This window comes from Rothia sp. 27098_8_29 (assembly GCF_041432785.1).
Taxonomy (GTDB): domain Bacteria; phylum Actinomycetota; class Actinomycetes; order Actinomycetales; family Micrococcaceae; genus Rothia; species Rothia mucilaginosa.
Map to the genome: position 1 here is coordinate 1,245,099 of NZ_JAPWAI010000001.1, position 20,462 is coordinate 1,265,560.

Genomic DNA, 20,462 nt, shown 5'->3' on the forward strand with positions numbered 1-20,462 from the left:
GCTACCCTTCGTTCGTGGTCTGTTCGGTCGAAGTACGGTCGCCGTTAGCGGTGCCGTCCAGGTGAGCGGCAAGGTGGTCGCTCAAATCGGTGGTTTCAACAAAGTCACCGGCAGAAAGCCAGGTCGGTGCCTGCTCTTCCTCAGCACCGAAGGTGTACTCGGCGAAAGCAACCTGGTCACCCAGAATGCCCAGCTTCGCGCCGTTCGAGGACTTGAAAAGCACAATGTCACCGGGGCGAACCTCGGCGCGCAGAATCTGCTCTGCCTCTTCCGGGGTCTTCACCCAGGTCGCCTCATTACCCCAGGAGCCTTCCAGGTGAGCCGCATTGTAGGTGGGCTTCGTCTCGTCGCCCACAGCAATCAGCTTGGAAATGTTCATGCGCACCACGAGGCGGCCGATGCGGTCGTGCTCCTCCAGGGAGGCGTCACCGAGCTCCAGCATGGCGCCCAGAACAGCCCAGGTGCGGTGCGGCTGACCGGTCGCTGGGTCAACGGTGCGGCCCAGCTGCGCCAGGGTGCGCAGTGCCGCCGCCATCGACTCAGGGTTCGCGTTGTACGCGTCGTTAATGACGGTCACGCCGTCGGCACGGTCGGTGCGAGCCATACGCCACTTCGAAGCTGCCGCCGCCTTGTTGAGCGCGCGAGCAATCTTCTCACCCGAAATACCGCTGTTGTAGGCGACAGTCGCCGCAGCCAGTAGGTTGTGCACGTGGTGCTCACCAATCAGCTGTGAGGAAATCTCGTACTCGCTACCGTCAGGCAGGCGCAGAGTGAACTCGGGGCAACCGGCATCGGTGGTGCGCAGATTCAGCGCCGCCACGTAACGCTCGTAGGGCTGACCGTTCGCGCCGGTCTTCTCACCCACGCCGAAGTAAGTAATGGGGGCAACCGAACGCGACGCCATGCGCAGCACGCGCTCATCGTCAGCGTTCAGAGCCAGGGAGCCGGTCGGCTGAACGCCCTCAGCCAGCTCACCCTTAGTACGCTCAATATTGTCCACGCCGCCGAACTCGCCAGCGTGCGCGGTACCAACCTTCAGGATTGCGCCGTGGTCGGGGTGTGCAATATTCGCCAGGTACTCGATGTTACCCACGTGATCCGCGCCCATCTCAATGACCAGGTAGCGGGTGGACTCATCCGCACGGAAAACGGTCAGGGGCACGCCCACCTCACTGTTGTAGGAGCCGACCGGGGCAACGGTCGGACCCTCCGGGGTGAAAATGGCGGCAAGAAGGTCCTTGGTGGTGGTCTTACCGGCAGAACCGGTGATACCGATAACGGTCAGCTCGCCCTGAGCGCGCATCTGCTCAATGGAGTAGCGCGCCAAATCGCCCATCGCCAGCACCACATCGGGCACCTGGATGCTCGGGTAGGGCACGCCCTGCTCGTCGAGTACTTCACGCTCGACCAGCGCCAGGGTCGCGCCCCTCTCAAACGCCATGGGGATGAACCTGTGACCGTCAGTGACCGCGCCAGGCTTCGCAACGAACAGGGTACCGGTCTGCACCTCACGGGAGTCGGTGGTGGCGAAGTCTGCGTACACCTGCTCCTCACGGCCCTCTAGGCCGATAGCGGTGCCGCCGGTTGCCTCAATAATCTGGGCGGCGCTGAGCTTAATCATTCTTCACCATACCTTCAGCGGTCTTAGAGTCACTTTCATCGAGCATGCGCTGGTAGTCCGGCAGAATCTCGAAACCGTGCGCACGCAGGGCACGGGCGGTTTCAACGCGGTCGTCCAGGGCGATATCCACGCCGTCAACATCCTGTTCGGTTTCGTGGCCGCGGCCAGCAATCAGGATGGCGTCGTGCTCGCCCGCCAGGGCAATTGCCGCATCAATAGCGGCGGCACGCGGAGAAATGTTCAGGATCTGGGTGGCTCGGCGGTTCTCAGCCTTCTGCGCGCCCTCCTCAACGGCGGCACGAATCGGAGCCGGGTCCTCACCGTGCGGGTCGTCATCAGTCACGACAACAATATCTGCGTTCTGCGCAGCAATCGCACCCATAATCGGGCGTTTGAGCTGGTCACGCTCGCCGGTCGCGCCGAAAACAATCATGACCTTACCGTCGCCGGGGCGGTCCATTGCCTCCAGGGCACGGGTCAGACCGTCCGGGTTGTGGGCGAAGTCCACAATCGCGTGCGGAGCCAAAGAAATCAGCTGCATACGACCCGGCACCACCGGAGTCAGAGCCGCACCGGAGACCAGCTCAGGCAGCAGACGCTCACGCTCAGCAGAGTCAGTATCCAGGTACGCCATGAGGGCCGCCAGCGCAGCATTCGAAACGTTAAAGTCAGCGGGCAGACCGGTGTAGCATTCAACGCTCTCACCTGCGCCATTAGCCACGTGGAAGCGGTGGCCCAGGCCCTCACGCTGAACCTTCACCACAGCCCAGTCGCGGGCACCAAACTCTGCGGGCACCTCAGCCAGACCGGCACCGCGCGCAGTCACCAGACGGTGCACCTGCTGCGCACCCATCTGCTCGCAAGCGGCGGAGAACATCTTCTCGCCCCACTCGTCATCAGCAGTAATCACAGCCAGCTCGGCACGTTCGGGGGTGAACAGCTGAGCCTTCGAGTCGAAATAATGCTCCATAGTGCCGTGCAAATCCAGGTGGTCCTGGGTCAGATTCGTAAAGCCTGCAACCGCGTACTTCACACCGTCCACACGGTGGTAATCAATCGCGTGCGAAGACACCTCCATCGCCGCGCAACGCACCTGTTGCTGACCCATAATCGTCAGCAGAGAATGCACGTGAGGAGACTCCGGGGTGGTCATCTTCGAAGGAACCGAGACACCATCAATCAGAATCTGAATAGTGCCAATCAGACCGGTCTTCACACCCAGGCCGGTGCGGAACACCGACTCCAGCATGTAGGTGGAGGTGGTCTTACCGTTCGTACCGGTCACCGCGTAACGGTGGGTGGCGGGGAACGAAACCGAACCATAAATCAGCGCAGCCAACGGACCAACGTACTCGCGCAGGTTCTCAGTCACCAGGAGCGGCACCGGCGCCTCACCCAGCAACTGCGCACCGGCAGCATCCGTCAAAATAGCGGAAGCGCCCAGCTTCAACGCGGCCTCAGCAAACTGCGCGCCGTGCACCTTCGCACCGGGCAGAGCCACGTACAGGTCCTGCGGGCGCACGCCTCGGGAGTCCATGCTGATACCGGTAACCTCAACAGATTCACCGGACTCAGAGCCCTGAACGCCGCTAGCCGGCTGGGCACTCACCTGAGCACCCAATCCCTGCAGATGTTCGCGAAGGTGCGCCAAACTCACCGGGCGCACAGAATTCGGGCGCAGAGTCTGAGCGTCGCCGCCCAGCAGGTTCTGGCCGGGTGCGTGAGATGCGGTATCCATCGTCCTTCTTTCCTCTCCGCTGTCCGAAGCGGTGAGCTCTGTATGGTCAATGCGCTCAAGGCACACAGGGTCATTCAATATTCTACGGGCTTTAGGCTTCGACAGGTGTTCAGTCCCGGGGCTTCTTCATCACGAATCAGCTACCGGGAACCTCTCCCCCGCTCGCCTTTAGCTCGTCTTATTGGGGCTATCCTCAGCAAAAAGCGGAATCAACTCCGGTTCACCGGTAGAACGCGGCACATTATAGGTGTGCAGGGTCTTCTCCATAATCTTGGAGAACTCAGCCGTCGTACCGTTCGCACCCACGCTACCCTCAGGACGCTGCATGGTCACCGCCACCAAGAACTGCGGGTTCTCAATCGGCGCCACACCAATAAAGGACGTCGTGTTGCCGTCGTAGCCGCCCTTCTCACTCGGAGTTTCCGCAGTACCGGTCTTACCGCCCACGCGGTAGCCGGTCACCTTCGCCGGACGGGCGTGGCCTTGCTCCACCACATTCTCCATGAGAGTCAGGCAGGAAGCGGCAGTCTCCTCGCTGACCATGCGTTCGCCAGGCTCTACGGCACGCTTATGTTCGGTACCGTCGGCGTCAATGATCGCGTCCACAATGCGCGGCTTCAGACGAACGCCCTTATTGCCCAGCGCCTGGAAAATCATGGCGGTCTGCAGCGGAGTCTGCGCAACACCCTGACCGAACAGCACAGTGTACTGCTGACGGCCATCCCAATCACGCCAATCAGCGATTATACCCTGCTCCTCACCGGTCAGCTCAATGCCGGTAAACTCGCCGACGCCGTACTTCTTCAACCAGTTGTAGCGCTCTTCCTTGCTGAGCTTCTGACCGACCAGCACCGTACCGGTGTTCATCGAGTCATGAATAATGCCCGAGAAAGTACGCCGCTGCGCCCCGTGCTCAAACGCATCCTTGAAAGTCTGGCCGTCAATCGTGAGGGTCGCGGGCACGTCATACACGCTCGTCGGGGTGGTCAGGCCCTGCTCAATCAGCGCCGAAGCAGTTAGCATCTTCTCGGTCGAACCGGGCTCCACGCTCTGCGAAATAGCGCGCGGGGTCATGTCCGCCGCGTCCTCAATGGTTGCCGCGCCCGGGTCCATCGTGGAGGAATCAGCAAGAGCCAAAATGGAGCCGTCACGCACATCCATAACAATGGCGGTACACCATTCAGCTTTCAGCTCCTCGGCGCGGGCACGCACCACCTGCTGCGCAAAATACTGCACATCACGGTTAATGGTTAGGCGAATATTCTTACCGTCCACCGCCAGGCGCTGCTCTTCCTTCGCTACGGGGATACGCACGCCATCAGCGCTAATCTCGTAGGTGCGCTCACCGGGGGTACCGGCAAGCTCCTTCTCAAAGACACGCTCAATGCCCACGGAGTAGTTACGGGACACCGTACCGCCCGTACCGTTGCCGTCTGCCTCTTCAACAATGTTGTACTTACCGACCACGGAACCGCCCACACTACCGTTGGGGTACAGGCGCTGAGAGAACGCCTCACCGTAGATGAAGGGCGCACCCAGGGCATCAATCTTATTGAAAATTTCCGGGGTGATATTTGCTTTGATCACCGAGTACTTTGAGGTGCCGTCCAGCTTGGACTTGATGAACTCGTCGGTAATGCCCGGGTCAACGGTCTTGAGAATATCGACCATCTCGTACACCAGCTGGTTGGGGGTGACCTCAACCTTCTGGGTGCGATCCTCGTTGTAGCGTTTGAAGGTCGCCACGGCGCTCTGGTCAGCAGTCAGGTTATAACGCTGCACAGTACGCGCCATGACGTTGCCGTTGATATCGAGAATCTGACCGCGCACAGCAGGCAGCACCTGGGAGCGCAAACGCTTCTGACGGGACGCATTCGCCACCGCACCGGGATCAAAGCCCTGGCGGATAAACAGATTCGCACCAATGACGCCCAGAGCACAGGTGGCAGCGGCGCCGGCGACAAAGCCACGGCGGGTCAGGTCCGGCTGACCGGATGCCGATTCGTTCGCGTTCTTACGCGCGTCGGAGCTCATGCGGTGGTCCTTTCGCTGGTCTGGTCTATCGGTGATGCTACGCATCCTGTGGTCAATGTTGTTTATCGTGCGGGCTGGCTTGCCGCGGGGCTAGCGGCAGGGCTGGACTGCTGAGCGGCGCTCGGGGCGGCGGAAGCAGCCGGGCTAGCAGGCGCGCTCGGTGCAGGGTTGGCCTGCTGAGCGGGGTTGGCCTGCTGGGCGGGGTTAGCCTGCTGCGCGGGGCTTGCCGAGGCGCTTGCAGATGCCTTTGCCGTAGCGCTCGCCTGGCTGTGTCGCTGCTGAACAGACTTGTCAGCATCCACAATGCCCTTGGCGTAGCTTTCTTCCGAACCCGCTGCCGGCGGCGAAATCAGGTTCTCCTGCTTGGATCCTTCAATACCGGTGGGGCTTGCAGCCGGGGCGGGGGTGCCCTCAATCGTGGAAGTCTGCAGGTTCAGGGTCGCCTGCGAAGAGCTCACAAACATGCCCAGGGTACTGGCGCGTATCGCCAAATCCTGCGGGGCTTCCTTGAAACCAATCTCCTGCTGCAGCGCCTGGTTCTCCTGCACGAGGCGCTGTTCCTGCGCGCGCAAATCCACCATGTCGTACTGTCGGGTCACAATCAGCACGTTAAGCAGCAGAATAAAAATCAGGGTCAGCGGAATTGCCGCAAAAACAGCGAGCATGGTGGGCGGGCTGAGCTTACGGGCTCGGCGGCGCACAGTGGACAGCGGGTTACGCTGCTTGGGCTTCGTTTCGCGTGCTTCTTCGGTGCGTGCTGCCGCACGGACGCTCGAGGGGACACGGCTCGCGTTCGTTGAGGTGCGCTTACCACCGTGAGATGCAGCGGTGCTGGCGGGACGAACCACCGGCTGGGCTGCGGTGACCGGCTCCAGACGCGCGGTGCGGGTACGACCGGAGTGAGCTCGGGTGGAGGCGCGGCTCGCCCCGGTGGAGCCACCTGTAGAGGATGCGCGGGTAGAGCCAACGGCGCTGGGGGTGCCGGCGGCAGGGCGCGAGGAACCGGCGCGTCGACTCCGCGGGGCGCCCTGGGTGCGGGTGGGGCGCGGGGATGCGTGCTGGGTGCTCACTCTTCTTCGCTTTCTGTCTTCTACTTGGCGGGGATGCGGATCTTCTCGGCGGCGCGCAGCTTGGCGCTGGCGGCGCGGGAGTTCTGTTCGATTTCCTCGTCGGTAGGCGGTTCGGCGCCGCGGGTAATGATTTTTACGGTGGGCTTGTGTTCTTCAAGCTCTACCGGGAAGCCCTTGGGTGCCTTGGAGGTTGCCTCTGCGGTCAGTGCCCTCTTGACGATTTTGTCTTCGAGGCTGTGGTAGCTCATGGCGACGAATCGGCCGCCGAGGTTGAGCGCCTCCAGGGCCGCCGGTACGGTGCGTTCAAGGGCTTCCAGTTCGTGGTTCACTTCGATACGCAACGCTTGGAAGGTGCGCTTGGCGGGGTGGCCGCCGGTGCGCTGCGCGGCGACGGGCACAGCCTTCTGGATAATGCGCACGAGCTCACCGGTGGTTTCCAGCGGCGCGTTGGCTCGGGCGGTGCAGATAGCGCGGGCGATACGCGACGCGAACTTCTCTTCGCCCCAGTTACGGATAATGCGGCGCAGCTGATCTTCGCTGTATTCGTTGACGACGATGCGGGCGGTGAGCTCGTCTTCGGAGTTCATGCGCATGTCCAGGGGAGCGTCGTAGGAGTAGGCGAAGCCGCGGGTGCGTTCGTCCAGCTGCATGGAGGAGACGCCCAGGTCCATCAGGATGCCGTCGATGCCCTGCACGCCGGCAGCTTCCATGGCGCGGTCAATCTCATCGTAGACGGCGTGGACGGGTACGAAGCGGTCACCGAAGCGTGCCAGACGCTCACCGGCGATGGCATGCGCCTGCAGGTCGCGGTCAATGCCAATCAGCACAAGGTTTTCGAAGCGTTCAAGTAGCGCCTCGGAGTGACCTCCCATACCGAGGGTGCCATCAATAACGTAGGCGGTGCCGCGCTCCTCAACGGCGCGTTCGATGCCGGGCGCCAGCAGGTTAATGCAGCGGTCCAGCATGACGGGCACGTGACGTTCGCTGGCTTCACGCTGGGAGAGGTTCTCAATGGATGCGCCGGTCACCTTGGCGGCAGAGCCGGATGCGGTCGTACCGGTTTCGGGGGCGTGGTCTACGCTCATGGGTGCTCCTGTGAGAGTTTGTCCTGCGGGAAGGCTTACGGAAGAGTGGTGCGGGTGCTAGAGATGCCGGGCGGTAGCCGTCGCGTCGGCGGGATGCCGGTTAGAGTAGCGGACTGAACGGGTCCTCATCGAGGGAGGCAAATTCAGCTTCGGTGCGGGCGAGGTATTCCTCCCAAGCGGCTGCATCCCAGATTTCTGCGCGGGTACCGGATCCGATGACGACGAGGTTGTCGGTCAGTCCTGCGTATTGGCGCAGTATCGGCGGGATGGTGATGCGTCCCTGCTTGTCGGGCAGTTCGTCTGAGGCTCCTGAGAGGAAGACTCGCAGGAAGTCTCGGGCGGCTCGTCCCGGCAGGGGCGCGGTGCGCATCCGTTCGTGGATGCGTTCAAATTCTGCGGCGGGGAAAACGTACAGGCATCGTTCTTGACCGCGGGTCAGAACGAGGCCTGCTGAGAGTTCCTCACGGAATTTAGCGGGAAGGATGATGCGTCCTTTGGCGTCCATTCGTGGCGAGTAGGTACCTAAGAACATTCACTTCACCTCCCCGATGTGTGCCCCTGATGTGTGCCGATGTGCTGAAGCCTGCGGGAGTGTGGTTGCTCCACGAATCCTGTAGGTACCAGTGGCGGGGTGTGCCGGGCCGGCGCCTCCGCCGCATGTTTGAGGGCACGGCGATAGGACTGACTTTCAGCTTTCCCCTCCACTTTACCCCACTTTCCACCACCTACCCCACCCGGCAGAGTATCTTTTAGTGTTTTTATGCTCTCTTCTGCATTTTTAACGCTGGCGCACAGCTTCTACACAGCTTCGGGTGTGTCCGCTCAGCGGGCCGCCTTCATCATGCTTGCTATGCCCTGACTCAAGTACAGAGTCAATGACGGGGCCAGTTGCAGCAGTCAGTGCGCTCCATCCGCCCGCCTCTAAAACATCCATATCTCACTGGTTCGGGCATAGAAAAAACGGAAGGTAAGAATTCTTACCTTCCGCCTGTAAAGTCTTGATGAAGTCTTGAGACCCTAGAGATCACAGATGCTCAGCCGCGAGAAATACTAGCCACGAGAAAACTATTGCGCCAAAGCAGTATTAGAACTGGCCGTTATTGCGCTCGTCCCAGCGGTCCTCCAGACGGTTCATGAAGGAGGAACGCTCCTTCTGCTCACGCTGACGCACGCGAGCTGCGCCCTCTGCCTTACCGCCGAGGAAGGAGTCGACCGGGGTCTTCTTGCTGGTAGTCGCAAAGTACACACCACCGGCCGCAAAGAGGAAGCCAAATACGCCCAACCAAATCATGTTAGATGCGACCGCGCCAATAATGATGCCCAGGCCGATGAGAACGAAGAGAATACCGAGAGCCAAATGGCGAGCACTAAAAACCGGCGCAGTATTGCCGGTTGAAGACATGGAGGAGGCAAAGTGCGGGTCCTCATTGCTCATGAGTTCTTCGAGCTGGTCCAGAACCTTCTGTTCACGCTCGGACAGTGCCATCGTTTTCTCCTTTGAGGTGTCGCTACTCAAGATGACGTCGGTATCAGCCGGGTTAGCTAGTGCATCAGCTGGCGCGGTGAGCGCATCTTCCCGTCGTATGCTTCCCATCGTACCCCGCCGGGTGGGGTTGGCGCATTCTTTTTCCGGACAGAAGCTCTTTATGACCTCTTTTCGTCAATGCTCTTCTCGGGCGCGGTAACTCCGGAGGCTGGCTTGAGGCTTTCCTGTGAGTACTTACGGTGAATCGCGTCCATGACGTGCTCAACCTCGGACCATCTGCCGCTCTTCACGAGGCGGGCACCAGACCCCGAGTGAGCGCCAGCTCCCGAGCGAGTACCGTTCTGCGGGCTATTGTCCACTCCCCCGCCACCTCGTTGTGCTGAGGCGGTTCTGGCGGAGGCGGTTCTGATGGAGCGTGGGTTTGCCCCGCTCTCGATGGAGTCGAAGAGGGTTTGTTGCACCCCGTCTTCTGCGCGGGCGAGCTTTTCGGCGCGCACTCCGATGAGTCGCAGGGCGCGGGGTACCGCCTGCCCTACCACGATTTCATCTGCTCGCAGGGCTTCCACCACCAGGGAAGCGATCTGCATGCCGGAGTCCACGGGCACGTTTAGTGGGATAGCGCGGGTGTGCGTTTCGAAGGTGCTGTAGCGAATTTTGAGGCTGAGCCCTCCGGCGAGTTTCCCGGCGGTGCGCAGGCGCTTTCCCAGTTTGAGACTCAGCTCCCGAATAGCAGCGCTCACCTCCTGGGCATCGGTCGTATCCGTCTCGAAGGTGTGCTCGCCACCCATGCTTTTCTCTTCACGTTCGGTGATTACGGGGCGTTCGTCAATGCCGCGCGCCATGGCCCAGAGGTGCTCGCCCTGGGCGGTACCGAAGCGTTCTTTGAGCCAGTCCAGGCTCATGGACCTCATCTGGGCGATGGTGTGAATACCGTATCGGGAGAGCTGCTCGGTACTCTTCGCACCCACTCCCCACAGGTCGGAGACTTTTCTCGGGTCAAGAAATTCTTGAACGCGCTCGGGTGGAATGACCCACAGCCCGTTCGGTTTACTACCGGTGGACGCCATTTTGGCGAGCAGCTTATTGGGCGCAACCCCCGCAGAGGAGGGCAGGGATAGCTCCTGCGCGATGCGGTCGCGAGCGCGCTGCGCCAGGGCGACGGGGTCTTGGCCGTGCAGGTAGGCGCCGGTGAGGTCTACGAAGGCTTCATCCACGCTGACCTGCTCAACGTAGGGGCTCAGGTCGTGAAGGATTGCCATGACGGCGCGCGAGTAGTGCCGGTAGTCGCCGCGCAGCGGCAGGACGGTGGCGTTGGGGCTGAGGTTCCGGGCGCGACTGAGCGGCATGCCGGAGCGCACTCCGTGAGCGCGCGCCTCGTAGGAGGCGGAGCATACGACCGAGCGGGGACCCAGGGGCGCCACGATAATGGGCTCACCGCGCAGAGCGGGGTTTTCGAGGAGCTCGACGTTGACGAAGAAGGCGTCCATGTCCAGGTGCATAATGACGCGGCCCCTCCTTGCGCCGCTGTTCTTGCCGGTTCGCGTCTGCCCCATGTCGCCTCCTCTCATAGCTTCTACTCCCGCCTACCGAAAATATAGCACATTTCTACGAACAATAGGGGCAATATATCGTAAACGTGTTCGCAAATACGTTCTCTTGGGCTTTTCTCCACTAAGCTAGAAGAAGTGCACACCGCACGGCATCAGGACCGTACACAGCGACCACCAGCGAGGATAGTATGACTCCCCCTTCTCCTTCCGGAGCACCCACTCCCCAGGCGACCGAGAGCCTCACCGTAGCGGCACCGAATATCCCGGCGGCTTCTGCGCACCTCGCTGAGCGTATTGCTGAAGAGCAGCGAGCCTACCTGCACGCTTTTGACACCCTCATGGCTGAGTTTTTTACCCGCCAGCGCGAGCTACTCGAGGGCATCTCTGCTGAGACTCTACCCCTGCTGGAGGCTATTGAATCCCTCTCCACCGGCGGCAAGCGCCTGCGTGCCCTGCTGAGCTACTGGGGTTGGCGAGGTGCCGGTGGCACACCCGTAACCAAGAACCGCGCGTCCTGGTCTATTGTGAAGGCCGGCATGGCGGTGGAGCTGTTCCAGACCTCCGCACTGATTCACGACGACATTATCGACCGCTCCGATACCCGCCGCGGCGCTCCCTCCGTGCACAAGCGTTTCGAGGCGGCGCACGAGCAGAATAGTTGGCGCGGTGATGCTTTCAACTACGGTCTGACCGGCGGTATTCTTGCCGGCGACCTGACCCTGGCGTGGTCTGCCGAGGTTTTCGCGTCCCTGGGTGAGGGAGCGATTTATGGCGCTCCTGCACGCACTATTTTTGACCGGATGCGCACCGAAGTTCTGGCGGGTCAGTACCTGGATGTCTACTCCGAGGTTCTGGAAACCGAGGACGCTCAGGCGGCTCTGCAGCGTGCCCTGAACGTGATTCGTTTCAAGTCCGCCAAGTACTCGTGCGAGCACCCCTTCACGATTGGTGGTGCTCTGGCTCTGCAGGCTGCCGGGCTGGAGAGCGGTGCAAGTGCCGTGAGCGAGCAGCACCCGGTACTTGCCGGTTACCGTGCGTTCGGCCTGCCGCTGGGTGAGGGTTTCCAGCTGCGTGATGACGAGCTGGGCGTCTTCGGCCAGCCCGAGGTGACCGGTAAACCCGCTGGCGATGACCTGCGTGAGGGTAAGCGTACCGTGCTGGTGGCGCTCACCTCCGCCGTCCTCGACGAGAAGGACGCGGCGCTTCTGCACAATAGCTTGGGCAACCCCGAGCTGAGCGATGAGCAGGTGGAGCGCATCCGTGAGCTGATGGTTTCTTCGGGCGCTTTCGCCAAGCATGAGCAGCTGATTGAGCAGAAGTCTCAGGCTGTGTTTGAGGCGCTGGAGGCGATGAACCTGGACGAGCTGACGCATGCGGCGCTGACCGATATCGTGGGTCGTGCTCTGCGCCGCAAGGCATAGATGCGCTACGTCGCAAGGCGTAGAGGTTCAACACAGTTAGAACGTTAAATAGGTTGAGGCGGCATACCGAAGTATGCCGCCTCAACCTATTTAGCTATAGTACTGAGCCACTATTACCAAGCTGGTATTACCAAGCCAGTGCCTGCGCACGGCGACGAATCTCAGTCTTGCGACCGTCAATCAGTGCGTCGATCGGGCGGCCGGGCAGAGAGTCGTCGTTGGTGTACAGCCACACGATAGCTTCTTCATCGCTGAAGCCGGAATCCTTCAGGACCACAAGAGTTCCCTTGAGGGATTCGAGTACTCGCGAACCGTTCAGGAACAGTGCGGGAACCTTGCGCACGTTGGTTTCCGGGTCGCGCAGAGCGATGAGCGTACCGTCAGAAATCAGGTTGTGAACGCGGGTCACCTTCAGGTCGAGTGCCTGCGCAATTTCGGGGATAGTTACCCAATCGCCGACGAGGGCGAAGGTCTGAGCAATATTTTCGTTAGTCACCTTTTAAGAGTGCCAGAGCTGGCACGTATTTACCACTTTTGACCCGCCGCAGGTTCGGCGCCCCTCCCGGATTCTTTCGTTCTTGCGTGCTGCCCGCTGTTCGTGCGTTGGGGTCGGAACCGCCAGCGCTTCTTAAGAGTTCGCTGAGTGTTCACCTGCTCGGTGCTCTTTGGCATCGCGTCTGCCCAGGTGGGCGGGCTAAAATGTTGAGACGTATGAATACTCCCAGCCCACGCCGGATTTCTCCCGTGAACCCCCGTTCTTCTAATACTTCTGTTCCTCCCGCCACTCGTCCCGCTGCCCCGGATACCGCTATTGGTTCTTCGCAGTGGCTCAGTGGCGCCATTATTGAGGGGCACTACCAGGTGGGTTCGCTTATTGGCCGCGGCGGCATGAGCGAGGTGTATTATGCGCTGGACCTGTGGTCGAATAACCCGGTTGCGCTCAAGGTTCTCTCCCCCGCTCTGGCTGAGGATGCAGCGAACCGTCAGAAGTTCCACCGTGAGGAGCGCTCGATGCGCCAGGTGGGTGGCGGCGGTCATACGGTGGGTGTGATTTCTTCGGGTACCGAGTATTTTTCGGGTCAGATGGTCATGTACATCGTGCTCGAGTACGTGCACGGCTGCACCCTGAGCCAGCTGTTGCGTGTGCGTAACGCGCTTTCCCTGGGTGAGGCACTGGACATCCTCATTCCGGTGGTGGAGGCGCTCTCCGAGGTTCACGCGAACCGCTACCTGCACGGCGATATCAAGCCGGGCAACATTCTTCTCGACGCTAACGGTCAGGTAAAACTCACGGACTTCGGCCTCTCCCGCCGTGACGATCAGGTGGATGCGGGTGCCCCCATGGGTACCCCCGCATACGTGGCGCCGGAGGTGCTTGATCCGAAGGTGAAGGTCGGCGCTCAGGCTGATATTTTTGCGCTCGGCGTGATGATGTACCGCATGCTTTCCGGTCGCCTGCCCTTTGTGGGCCTGGAAAATGACCAGCAGGTGCTCTACCACAACGCCAATATTGAGATGCCCGCGCTGACCGATGTGGCGCCGGGTGCGGACCGCGATATTGCAGGGCTGATTTCGTGGTGTACCCGCAAGCAGCCTCACGCCCGCCCCGAGGATGCGACCGAACTATTCACGGCCCTGCTGGAGATTTCTGAGTCGCTGGGTGAGTCTGAGCGTGCTTGGCGCGCCCCCTCGTGCCCGGAGCCGGAGCTTCCCCTTTGGGAAGCTGTTGCCGATATTGCGGAGCGTAGCGGTGCCGCGCAGATGGTGCGTAACACCCCGATTAGTGCTTTTAGCGATGCCCGCGATCTGCTCGCCTACGATGTGTACTCCCCCGACAGCCTCGTGTACGATGCCTCGGCAGCGGGTCAGGGCGTGCACCTTGCCGACGTGGATGCTGAGGACTCCGTGCTCAACCGCCAGGGCATTCCGCCTCTGGTGAGTTCCGCCTCCGATAATGACGATTCTGACGCTGATCAGAATCAGGAAGGCTCAAAGGGCAAATCCGGCAAGCGTGGTCTGGGCTCATTCATGAGCCGTCGTACCGCCACGGCGAAGGGCCCGCTGACTCAGTCCGTTGGTATTGGCCCGCAGACGGAGCAGGAGTTCATCTCAGCTCATGGCGAGTACGCCCCAATCCATGCGGAGCGTTCGTTGAGTCCTTCCGGTACGCGTCGTTCGAAGTCTAAGGGAGCGGCGAGCGCGTCGGAGGCTTCACCGGCAGAGGAGGCCGCTTCTTCTCAGGAATCCGAGCAGTCTTCGCAGAAGGATCCTCGTCTGCCCGCCAAGCAGTTTAGGACCCCGCCCTCGGGTATGGCGGTGGGCGGTTGGGCTCTGGCGCTGATTCTGCTGGGCATGGGTTCGAGCTTTACCGGTTGGTGGCTTGCGACCTCGCTGGTGCAGTCGCAGTGGTGGCGCAATATTGAGGCGTTCCTGACCTTCTAGTAGTGCTCCCCCTCGAGCACTCCGTCCTCGTCTGTGCACTCTGTCCTCGTCTGTGCACTCTGTCCTCGTATTTGCAGCGCGCAGGTTAAACGCAATGCCCGGGTCTTCATTCACGATGAATGAAGACCCGGGCATTGTTTTTTCTGCTATTTCTCACCGACTAGTACGGCGAGGCGCATGAACGTTTTATGCGCGGTTCTTGAGGTACTCGGAGACCAGGAACGCGATTTCCAGGGACTGCGAGTGGTTCAGACGCGGGTCGCACAGGGACTCGTAGCGGTCAGCCAGTGCTGCCTCGTCGATAGCGTCGGAGCCGCCCAGGCATTCGGTCACGTCGTCGCCGGTCATTTCCACGTGGATACCGCCGGGGAACGAACCCAGCGCCTCATGCACCTCGAAGAAGCCGCGAACCTCGTCGAGCACGTCGTCGAAGCGGCGGGTCTTGTATCCGGAGGGCACGGAGATGGTGTTGCCGTGCATCGGGTCGGTTACCCACACGACCTTCGCGCCCTCGGCCTGCACGCCCTCGACGATGGAGGGCAGCTTCTCGCGAATGTTCTTCGCACCCATGCGGGTGATGAAGGTCAGTCGGCCGGGCTCGCGGTTCGGGTCGAGCTTGTCGATCAGTGCGAGTGCGTCCTCTGCGGTGGTGGTCGGGCCCAGCTTCACGCCGATGGGGTTGCGGACCTTGGAGAGGAAGTCCACGTGTGCGTCGTCGACGCCGCGGGTGCGCTCGCCAATCCACAGGAAGTGTGCGGAGGTGTCGTAGGGCAGCTGAGTACGGGAGTCGATGCGGGTCAGAGCACGCTCGTAGTCCAGAACCAGTGCCTCGTGGCCGACGTACAAGTCGGTGGTCTTGAGAGCTTCGAAGTTCACGCCGCAGGCTTCCATGAACTTGAGGGCGCGACCGATTTCGTTAGCGGTCTTCTCGTAACGCTCGTGCGCGGGGTTGGAGGTGAAGCCGCGGTTCCACTGGTGCACGGCACGCAGGTCTGCGAAGCCGCCCTTGGTGAATGCGCGCACCAGGTTCAGGGTGGAGGCGCTGGTGTGGTAGCCGCGCAGCATGCGCTTGGGGTCGTGCACGCGTGCTTCGGGGGTGAAGTCGAAGCCGTTGACGGTCTCACCGCGGAAGGAGGGCAGGGTGACGTCGCCGCGGGTTTCCATGTCTGCGGAGCGGGGCTTGGAGAACTGGCCCGCCATGCGGCCCATCTTCACCACGGGCATGGATGCGCCGTAGGTGAGCACTGCAGACATCTGCAGGATGGTCTTGACGCGGCCGGAAATCTTGTCGGCGGTTGCGCCCGCGAAGGTTTCTGCGCAGTCGCCGCCCTGCAGGAGGAATGCGCGGCCTTCGGCAACCTCGCCAAGTGCCTGACGCATGGCATCGACCTCACCGGCGAAGACGAGCGGCGGTACCGAGTTCAGTTCGGCGATGGTGCTTTCAAAATCTTCGTGCTCGCTCCAGGTGGGCTGCTGGTCAATGTGCAGCTGACGCCAGGTGTCTAGGCCGTGGTCGGTGGCCTGCGAGGTGCTGAGGTTTTGGTTGCTCATCTTCACTCCATCGGGATGGTCTTGTGCGTTTTCGGATTCAGCCGCCGTTTCGGGTATTCGGCGCGCCGTGTGCGGCGTGCTGGCTTGCGATTCTTCAGGCCGAATAGACTAATTGTACTCTTGCTCCCTTCAACGCCTAGCCGTCTAGTCAGGTACATCTCATATGTTTAGATAGAGCTATTCAAAATCAATGATTCGGGCATGGAAGATTAACTGCGCGGAGGGGACGCGAAAGGGCGAGACTCGGGGTATCACCCCTTATCCCGCCCTTGGCGTAGTCGCATACCCGCTTGGGCAACGTTTAGTTAGTTCTGTAGCTGTGCGACTGCCGCATCAGCGCTCATGTTTTTATCGGCCATGAGTTTCTTGACGCGGTCGGCGTACACGTCCACGTATTCCTGGCCGCTGAGGGCACGGATCTCGGAGCCAATACGGTCGGCGATTTCACGCTGAACGCGGTGGCTCAGGTCTGAGCCGTCGGTGTATTCCTCGAAGGTGAGGGGCTTGCCGATAATGGTGCGCACCTGGATGGGCTTGCCGTCGTGGCGCAGACGGATACGGTTCGAGCCGGAGGGCTGAATCAGGTCGGTACCGATCTGTCCGATGGGCACTACGGGCACGCCTGCTTCAACTGCGAGGCGGGCGACACCGACCTTGGGACGGTAGCCGCGTCCGTCGGGGCTGCGGGTGCCTTCGGGGTAGATGCCAATCACGCCGCCGTCCTTGAGGACCTGCGCACCGGCATTGAGGGATTCCTGGCTCTTCTGGCCGCCGGAACGGTCCATGGGAAGCTGGCCAACACCGCGGAAGAATGCCGCCATGGCGCGACCCTTCACGCCGGGGGTGGTGAAGTAGTCGCTCTTGGCGAGGAAGTTCACGGTGCGAGGCATGGCGAGAGGAATAAAAATGGAGTCGCAGAATGCCAGGTGGTTGCTGGCGACAATGTAGGGGCCCTCGGGCAGGTTTTCCAGGCCAACCACGTCGTGGTGGTACAGTCCCTGCAGCAGGGGTGAGCCAAGAACCTTGAGCGTTGAATAGAGGGCGGTGTTAGGCATTGGGGTCTCCTCTCTGAATGTTCCCGGCTCAATTCTAGCGTGTCTGGAGAGGCACGAGGGAACGCGCGATAATTAAAAAGAAAGGGAACGATTTTTCTGCGCACCGGTGTATTCGGGTGCGCTGGAGGCGATATACCGGCATCGGCGCTGTATCTGTGGCGCCCCACCGGGGTACGCTATAGAGCCTGCACCTGCGTTCATATTCTCGCAGGTTGGCGAAGGAGGACCATGAGCATTTTTGATAACTCGTTGGAGCCGCTCAAGCGGATGCGCCGCAAGGCTCGCGAGCGCAGGCTTCTAGCAACCCAAAATGTTAAGGACTCCCTGGCGCGTCGCCTCGAGGGCGACCAGGAAGCGTTCGATCACTCCCCCGTTTCTTTTAGTCCTGACCCGGCGCAGCATTCTGTGGGTATTTTGCTGGTGCACGGTTTTACGGGTTCACCGCATAGCATGCGCCCGTTGGCTCAGCATTTTATGGAGCTCGGGTATGCGGTGGAGATGCCGTTGCTGACCGGTCACGGTACTCATTGGAAAGACTTGCGCGATAGCACCTATGAGCAGTGGCTAGCTTCTGCCGAGCAGGGGTACCGTCGCCTAGCCGATCAGGGTCTGCGTGTGGTGGTCATTGGTATGTCGATGGGCGGCACGGTGGCGACCCATCTGTCGGCGCGCCTGCCGGTGGCGGGTACGGTGCTGATTAACCCCTATATGGTGGATGTGAACCCGATGATGCGCCACGCCGGTAAGGTGTCGAAGGTTCTGCCGATGCTCAAGGCGATTGGTTCCGATATTGCGGTTCCTGGCGTGAGCGAGGGCGCGTATTCTATCGTTCCGACGGCGGCGGTGCATCAGTTACATCTTTTGGGCGCTGAGACGCGTGCACTGATTCCGCAGTTGAAGGCGCCGGTTCTGTACGCGCGTTCACTGGGCGATCATACTGTGTCGGATAGCTCCCACAAATATTTTCTCGAACATTGTTCAGTTCCTGTAGAATTTAGGTGGCTGACCCGCAGCTACCATGTGGCAACGCTCGACTACGACGCCGAGTATCTTTTCTCTACTGTTCAAGCTTTTGTCGCATCCCTAAACCACTAAATTCTGACAGTTCCGCCCGCTGCACACCGGCGAATGCATCACCCGCCGCGGCGAGCAGAACAACCAGAAAGCCATCACGGCACCTCGAGCATTCGAGGACAGCCCGCGGCCCGGACCGCCCGAGCTTACGCCCTGATTCGAAAGGCGCATTATGAAAGTCTTCTCCACTCCCGCTGAGGTTCTTGTCGACCCCTCACTGAACCTGACAAGCATTGTTGAGCGTCACCGAGCCGACAGCTCCAACCCGGTGCTGTACCGCCGTCAGATGTCTCCGGGTAACTGGCAGCCGATTCGCGCCCAGCAGTTCCACCAGATGGTAACCGACCTAGCTAAGGGCATGATTGCTGCGGGCATCCGCCCGGGTGACCGTGTGGGCATTATGAGCCGCACCCGCTTCGAGTGGACCGTCATTGACTTCGCGATTTGGTACGCGGGCGCCATCTCCGTGCCGGTGTACGAGACCAACGCACCCGCACAGGCGGCGTGGGCGCTCGCCCACTCGGAGGCTACCGCCATCTTCGTTGAGGATGAGAAGCTTCTGGCGCGCATCGCGGAGGCTGAGGAATTCGCCTCCACGACCCAGGAGCCCATGCAGTTGAAGCACCGCTGGGTCATTGAGAACGGTGACCTCGATACCCTGAGCACTCGCGCCTCCGAGGTAAGCGATGAGCAGCTGGAGCAGGTACGTTCCGCAGCCGGTTGTGACGACCTCGCGACCATTGTGTACACCTCCGGCACAACCGGTCGCCCTAAGGGTTGCGCACTGACTCACGGCCACTTCCTGAACCTCAGCGCCAACACCAGGCTGGTCGAGCCGGAGATTGCGAACTCCCGCAACTCCTCCATTCTTTTCTTGCCGCTGGCGCACGTTCTGGCGCGCCTGATTCAGGTTCTGGCGCTGGATGCTGGCCTGGTTATTGGTCACTCCCCCAACATCAAGAACCTGGCAGCTGACTTGGATAGCTTCAAGCCGACCATGCTGCTGGTGGTGCCCCGCGTCTTTGAGAAGGTGTACGAAGGTGCCATGGCAAAGGCGGCTAAGGGCGGCAAGTTCAATAAGTCTCTGTTTGAGCGTTCCACCGATATTGCGGTGCGCTGGTCGCAGGCGAAGGTTGAGGGTCGTGTGCCCCTCAAGCTGGCGGCGCAGTACGCTCTCTACGACAAGCTGGTCTACTCGAAGCTGCGTGCGGCTCTCGGCGGCGAGCTGCGTTACGCGGTCTCCGGCGGTGGCCCCCTCGGCGAGCGCCTGGCGCACTTCTTCCACGCGGTGGGTGTGCAGGTGGTGGAGGGTTACGGTCTGACCGAGACCTGCGCCCCGATTGCTGCTGGCCGCATCAACCCGTACCAGATTGGCATGATTGGCCCGCTCATCCCCGGTTCCGAAGGCTACATTGCTGAGGACGGCGAGCTTCTGGTTCGTGGCGTGGGCGTGATTAGCAGCTACTACAAGAACCCCGAGGAGGACGCTCATGCGTTCACCGAAGACGGCTGGTTCCGCACCGGTGACCTGGCTCGTTTCGATGAGCGCGGCTACCTGAAGATTGTGGGCCGTAAGAAGGAAATCATTGTCACCGCCGGCGGTAAGAACGTGATTCCGGGTATTGCGGAGGGTCATTTGCGCACTTCTCCCCTGGTGTCTCAGGCAATGCTGGTTGGCGATGAGAAGCCGTTCATTTCAGCGCTGGTGACCCTAGACCCGGATACCTTGCCCGAGCAGCTCGAGCATCTGGGTCTGCCGCGTTCGCTCTCCATTCCGGAGGCTGCGGTTCACCCGGCGGTCCGCGCCGCGATTCAGAAGCTCGTGGATGAGGCGAACCAGCTGGTTTCCCGCGCCGAGGGTATTCGCGAGTTCCGCATCATGAACCGTGACCTAACCGAGGAAGATGGTTACCTGACTCCCTCGCAGAAGCTGCGCCGCGCGAAGATTCTGCAGGATTTCTCCTCTTACGTGGATGAGATGTACGGCAAGGTTTCTGATAGCACGTCGGATTCTTTGGCTCGTCTGCAGGAGTACGCGGCAGAGCAGTCTGAGAAGTTCGCTGAGCTGCGTGAGCAGGCTGCTGAGCGTCTGCACGAGTACGCGGATCAGCAGACGGAGCGTCTTGCTGAGTTGCGTGAGCAGGCTGCCGAGAAGTTTGAGGAGCTGCGTGAACAGACCGCCGAAATGATGCAAAAGCCTCAGGAAGAGAAGGCTAAGGACGACGCCAAGAAGTCCGAGAAGGCAAAAAAGCCAGAAAAGGCTGAAGATTCTTCTGCTGAAGCTCCTGCAGAGAAGGCAGAAGCTAAGAAGGCTGAAGGCGACAACGCCTAAATA

15 protein-coding genes are annotated in these 20,462 nt (G+C 60.9%); 4 read left to right on the forward strand and 11 right to left on the reverse strand.

Annotation, left to right across the window (positions count from 1 at the left end):
• Window position 1: 1 nt before the first annotated feature.
• The 8 genes from murF to dinB all read right to left on the reverse strand — a co-directional run bounded on the left by murF (window position 2) and on the right by dinB (window position 10,587).
• The gene (gene murF, locus O3649_RS04800) at window positions 2-1,621 is read right to left on the reverse strand and encodes a UDP-N-acetylmuramoyl-tripeptide--D-alanyl-D-alanine ligase (protein ID WP_371573003.1); all 1,620 of its coding nucleotides are present in this window, start codon (window positions 1,619-1,621) and stop codon (window positions 2-4) included.
• Window positions 1,614-3,359 carry a Mur ligase family protein gene (locus O3649_RS04805; protein WP_371573006.1) on the reverse strand — a complete coding sequence of 582 codons (1,746 nt, stop codon included), beginning with the start codon at window positions 3,357-3,359 and terminating at the stop codon, window positions 1,614-1,616. Before O3649_RS04805 ends, murF begins: the two co-directional genes overlap by 8 nt.
• 168 nt (window positions 3,360-3,527) lie before the next feature.
• Complete coding sequence (locus O3649_RS04810) at window positions 3,528-5,393, reverse strand: penicillin-binding protein 2 (RefSeq protein ID WP_049345236.1); 1,866 nt, start codon at window positions 5,391-5,393, stop codon at window positions 3,528-3,530.
• A 62-nt stretch (window positions 5,394-5,455) separates the two neighbouring features.
• Window positions 5,456-6,463, reverse strand: coding sequence for an amino acid ABC transporter ATPase (locus O3649_RS04815; protein WP_070690050.1), 1,008 nt, complete (start codon window positions 6,461-6,463; stop codon window positions 5,456-5,458).
• Between the two features lie 20 nt (window positions 6,464-6,483).
• Entirely contained in the window at window positions 6,484-7,548 is a 1,065-nt protein-coding gene (gene rsmH, locus O3649_RS04820) for a 16S rRNA (cytosine(1402)-N(4))-methyltransferase RsmH (RefSeq protein ID WP_371573009.1), read from the reverse strand.
• A 100-nt stretch (window positions 7,549-7,648) separates the two neighbouring features.
• Window positions 7,649-8,080 carry a division/cell wall cluster transcriptional repressor MraZ gene (mraZ, locus tag O3649_RS04825; protein ID WP_005507741.1) on the reverse strand — a complete coding sequence of 144 codons (432 nt, stop codon included), beginning with the start codon at window positions 8,078-8,080 and terminating at the stop codon, window positions 7,649-7,651.
• 552 nt (window positions 8,081-8,632) lie between these two features.
• Window positions 8,633-9,034, reverse strand: a complete 402-nt coding sequence (locus O3649_RS04830; RefSeq protein ID WP_005506566.1) for a DUF3040 domain-containing protein — start codon at window positions 9,032-9,034, stop codon at window positions 8,633-8,635.
• Between the two features lie 158 nt (window positions 9,035-9,192).
• Window positions 9,193-10,587: a DNA polymerase IV gene (gene dinB, locus O3649_RS04835; protein WP_371573011.1), complete on the reverse strand. Its 1,395-nt coding sequence runs from the start codon at window positions 10,585-10,587 to the stop codon at window positions 9,193-9,195.
• Window positions 10,588-10,772: 185 nt separating this feature from the next.
• Here dinB and O3649_RS04840 point away from each other — a divergent pair, with 185 nt between their 5' ends.
• The gene (locus O3649_RS04840) at window positions 10,773-12,005 is read left to right on the forward strand and encodes a polyprenyl synthetase family protein (RefSeq protein ID WP_371573013.1); all 1,233 of its coding nucleotides are present in this window, start codon (window positions 10,773-10,775) and stop codon (window positions 12,003-12,005) included.
• Window positions 12,006-12,132: 127 nt separating this feature from the next.
• Here O3649_RS04840 and O3649_RS04845 read toward each other — a convergent pair whose 3' ends face one another.
• Complete coding sequence (locus O3649_RS04845; RefSeq protein ID WP_219101697.1) at window positions 12,133-12,501, reverse strand: Rv2175c family DNA-binding protein; 369 nt, start codon at window positions 12,499-12,501, stop codon at window positions 12,133-12,135.
• Window positions 12,502-12,749: 248 nt separating this feature from the next.
• Here O3649_RS04845 and O3649_RS04850 point away from each other — a divergent pair, with 248 nt between their 5' ends.
• Complete coding sequence (locus tag O3649_RS04850) at window positions 12,750-14,447, forward strand: serine/threonine protein kinase (protein ID WP_371573016.1); 1,698 nt, start codon at window positions 12,750-12,752, stop codon at window positions 14,445-14,447.
• Window positions 14,448-14,633: 186 nt separating this feature from the next.
• Here O3649_RS04850 and O3649_RS04855 read toward each other — a convergent pair whose 3' ends face one another.
• Both O3649_RS04855 and O3649_RS04860 read right to left on the reverse strand, forming a co-directional pair.
• On the reverse strand, window positions 14,634-15,998 hold the full coding sequence (locus O3649_RS04855) for a class II 3-deoxy-7-phosphoheptulonate synthase (protein ID WP_294628888.1): 1,365 nt from the start codon (window positions 15,996-15,998) through the stop codon (window positions 14,634-14,636).
• A 305-nt stretch (window positions 15,999-16,303) separates the two neighbouring features.
• A complete protein-coding gene (locus O3649_RS04860; RefSeq protein ID WP_314360176.1) occupies window positions 16,304-17,053 on the reverse strand; it encodes a lysophospholipid acyltransferase family protein in 750 nt (249 codons plus the stop codon).
• A gap of 228 nt (window positions 17,054-17,281) precedes the next feature.
• Between O3649_RS04860 and O3649_RS04865 the strand changes: the two genes are divergently transcribed.
• Together O3649_RS04865 and O3649_RS04870 are read left to right on the forward strand one after the other, a co-directional pair.
• Complete coding sequence (locus O3649_RS04865; RefSeq protein ID WP_070819772.1) at window positions 17,282-18,148, forward strand: carboxylesterase; 867 nt, start codon at window positions 17,282-17,284, stop codon at window positions 18,146-18,148.
• 151 nt (window positions 18,149-18,299) lie between these two features.
• A complete protein-coding gene (locus tag O3649_RS04870; RefSeq protein WP_371573018.1) occupies window positions 18,300-20,459 on the forward strand; it encodes an AMP-binding protein in 2,160 nt (719 codons plus the stop codon).
• The last annotated feature ends 3 nt before the right edge of the window (window positions 20,460-20,462 follow it).

What these genes read in the sequence shown, in the direction of transcription:
- murF (WP_371573003.1), bottom strand. Translation starts at nt 1,621, where the DNA reads ATGATTAAGCTCAGCGCCGCCCAGATTATTGAGGCAACCGGCGGCACC.
- O3649_RS04805 (WP_371573006.1), bottom strand. Translation starts at nt 3,359, where the DNA reads ATGGATACCGCATCTCACGCACCCGGCCAGAACCTGCTGGGCGGCGAC.
- O3649_RS04810 (WP_049345236.1), bottom strand. Translation starts at nt 5,393, where the DNA reads ATGAGCTCCGACGCGCGTAAGAACGCGAACGAATCGGCATCCGGTCAG.
- rsmH (WP_371573009.1), bottom strand. Translation starts at nt 7,548, where the DNA reads ATGAGCGTAGACCACGCCCCCGAAACCGGTACGACCGCATCCGGCTCT.
- mraZ (WP_005507741.1), bottom strand. Translation starts at nt 8,080, where the DNA reads ATGTTCTTAGGTACCTACTCGCCACGAATGGACGCCAAAGGACGCATC.
- O3649_RS04830 (WP_005506566.1), bottom strand. Translation starts at nt 9,034, where the DNA reads ATGGCACTGTCCGAGCGTGAACAGAAGGTTCTGGACCAGCTCGAAGAA.
- dinB (WP_371573011.1), bottom strand. Translation starts at nt 10,587, where the DNA reads ATGGGGCAGACGCGAACCGGCAAGAACAGCGGCGCAAGGAGGGGCCGC.
- O3649_RS04840 (WP_371573013.1), top strand. Translation starts at nt 10,773, where the DNA reads ATGACTCCCCCTTCTCCTTCCGGAGCACCCACTCCCCAGGCGACCGAG.
- O3649_RS04855 (WP_294628888.1), bottom strand. Translation starts at nt 15,998, where the DNA reads ATGAGCAACCAAAACCTCAGCACCTCGCAGGCCACCGACCACGGCCTA.
- O3649_RS04860 (WP_314360176.1), bottom strand. Translation starts at nt 17,053, where the DNA reads ATGCCTAACACCGCCCTCTATTCAACGCTCAAGGTTCTTGGCTCACCC.
- O3649_RS04865 (WP_070819772.1), top strand. Translation starts at nt 17,282, where the DNA reads ATGAGCATTTTTGATAACTCGTTGGAGCCGCTCAAGCGGATGCGCCGC.
- O3649_RS04870 (WP_371573018.1), top strand. Translation starts at nt 18,300, where the DNA reads ATGAAAGTCTTCTCCACTCCCGCTGAGGTTCTTGTCGACCCCTCACTG.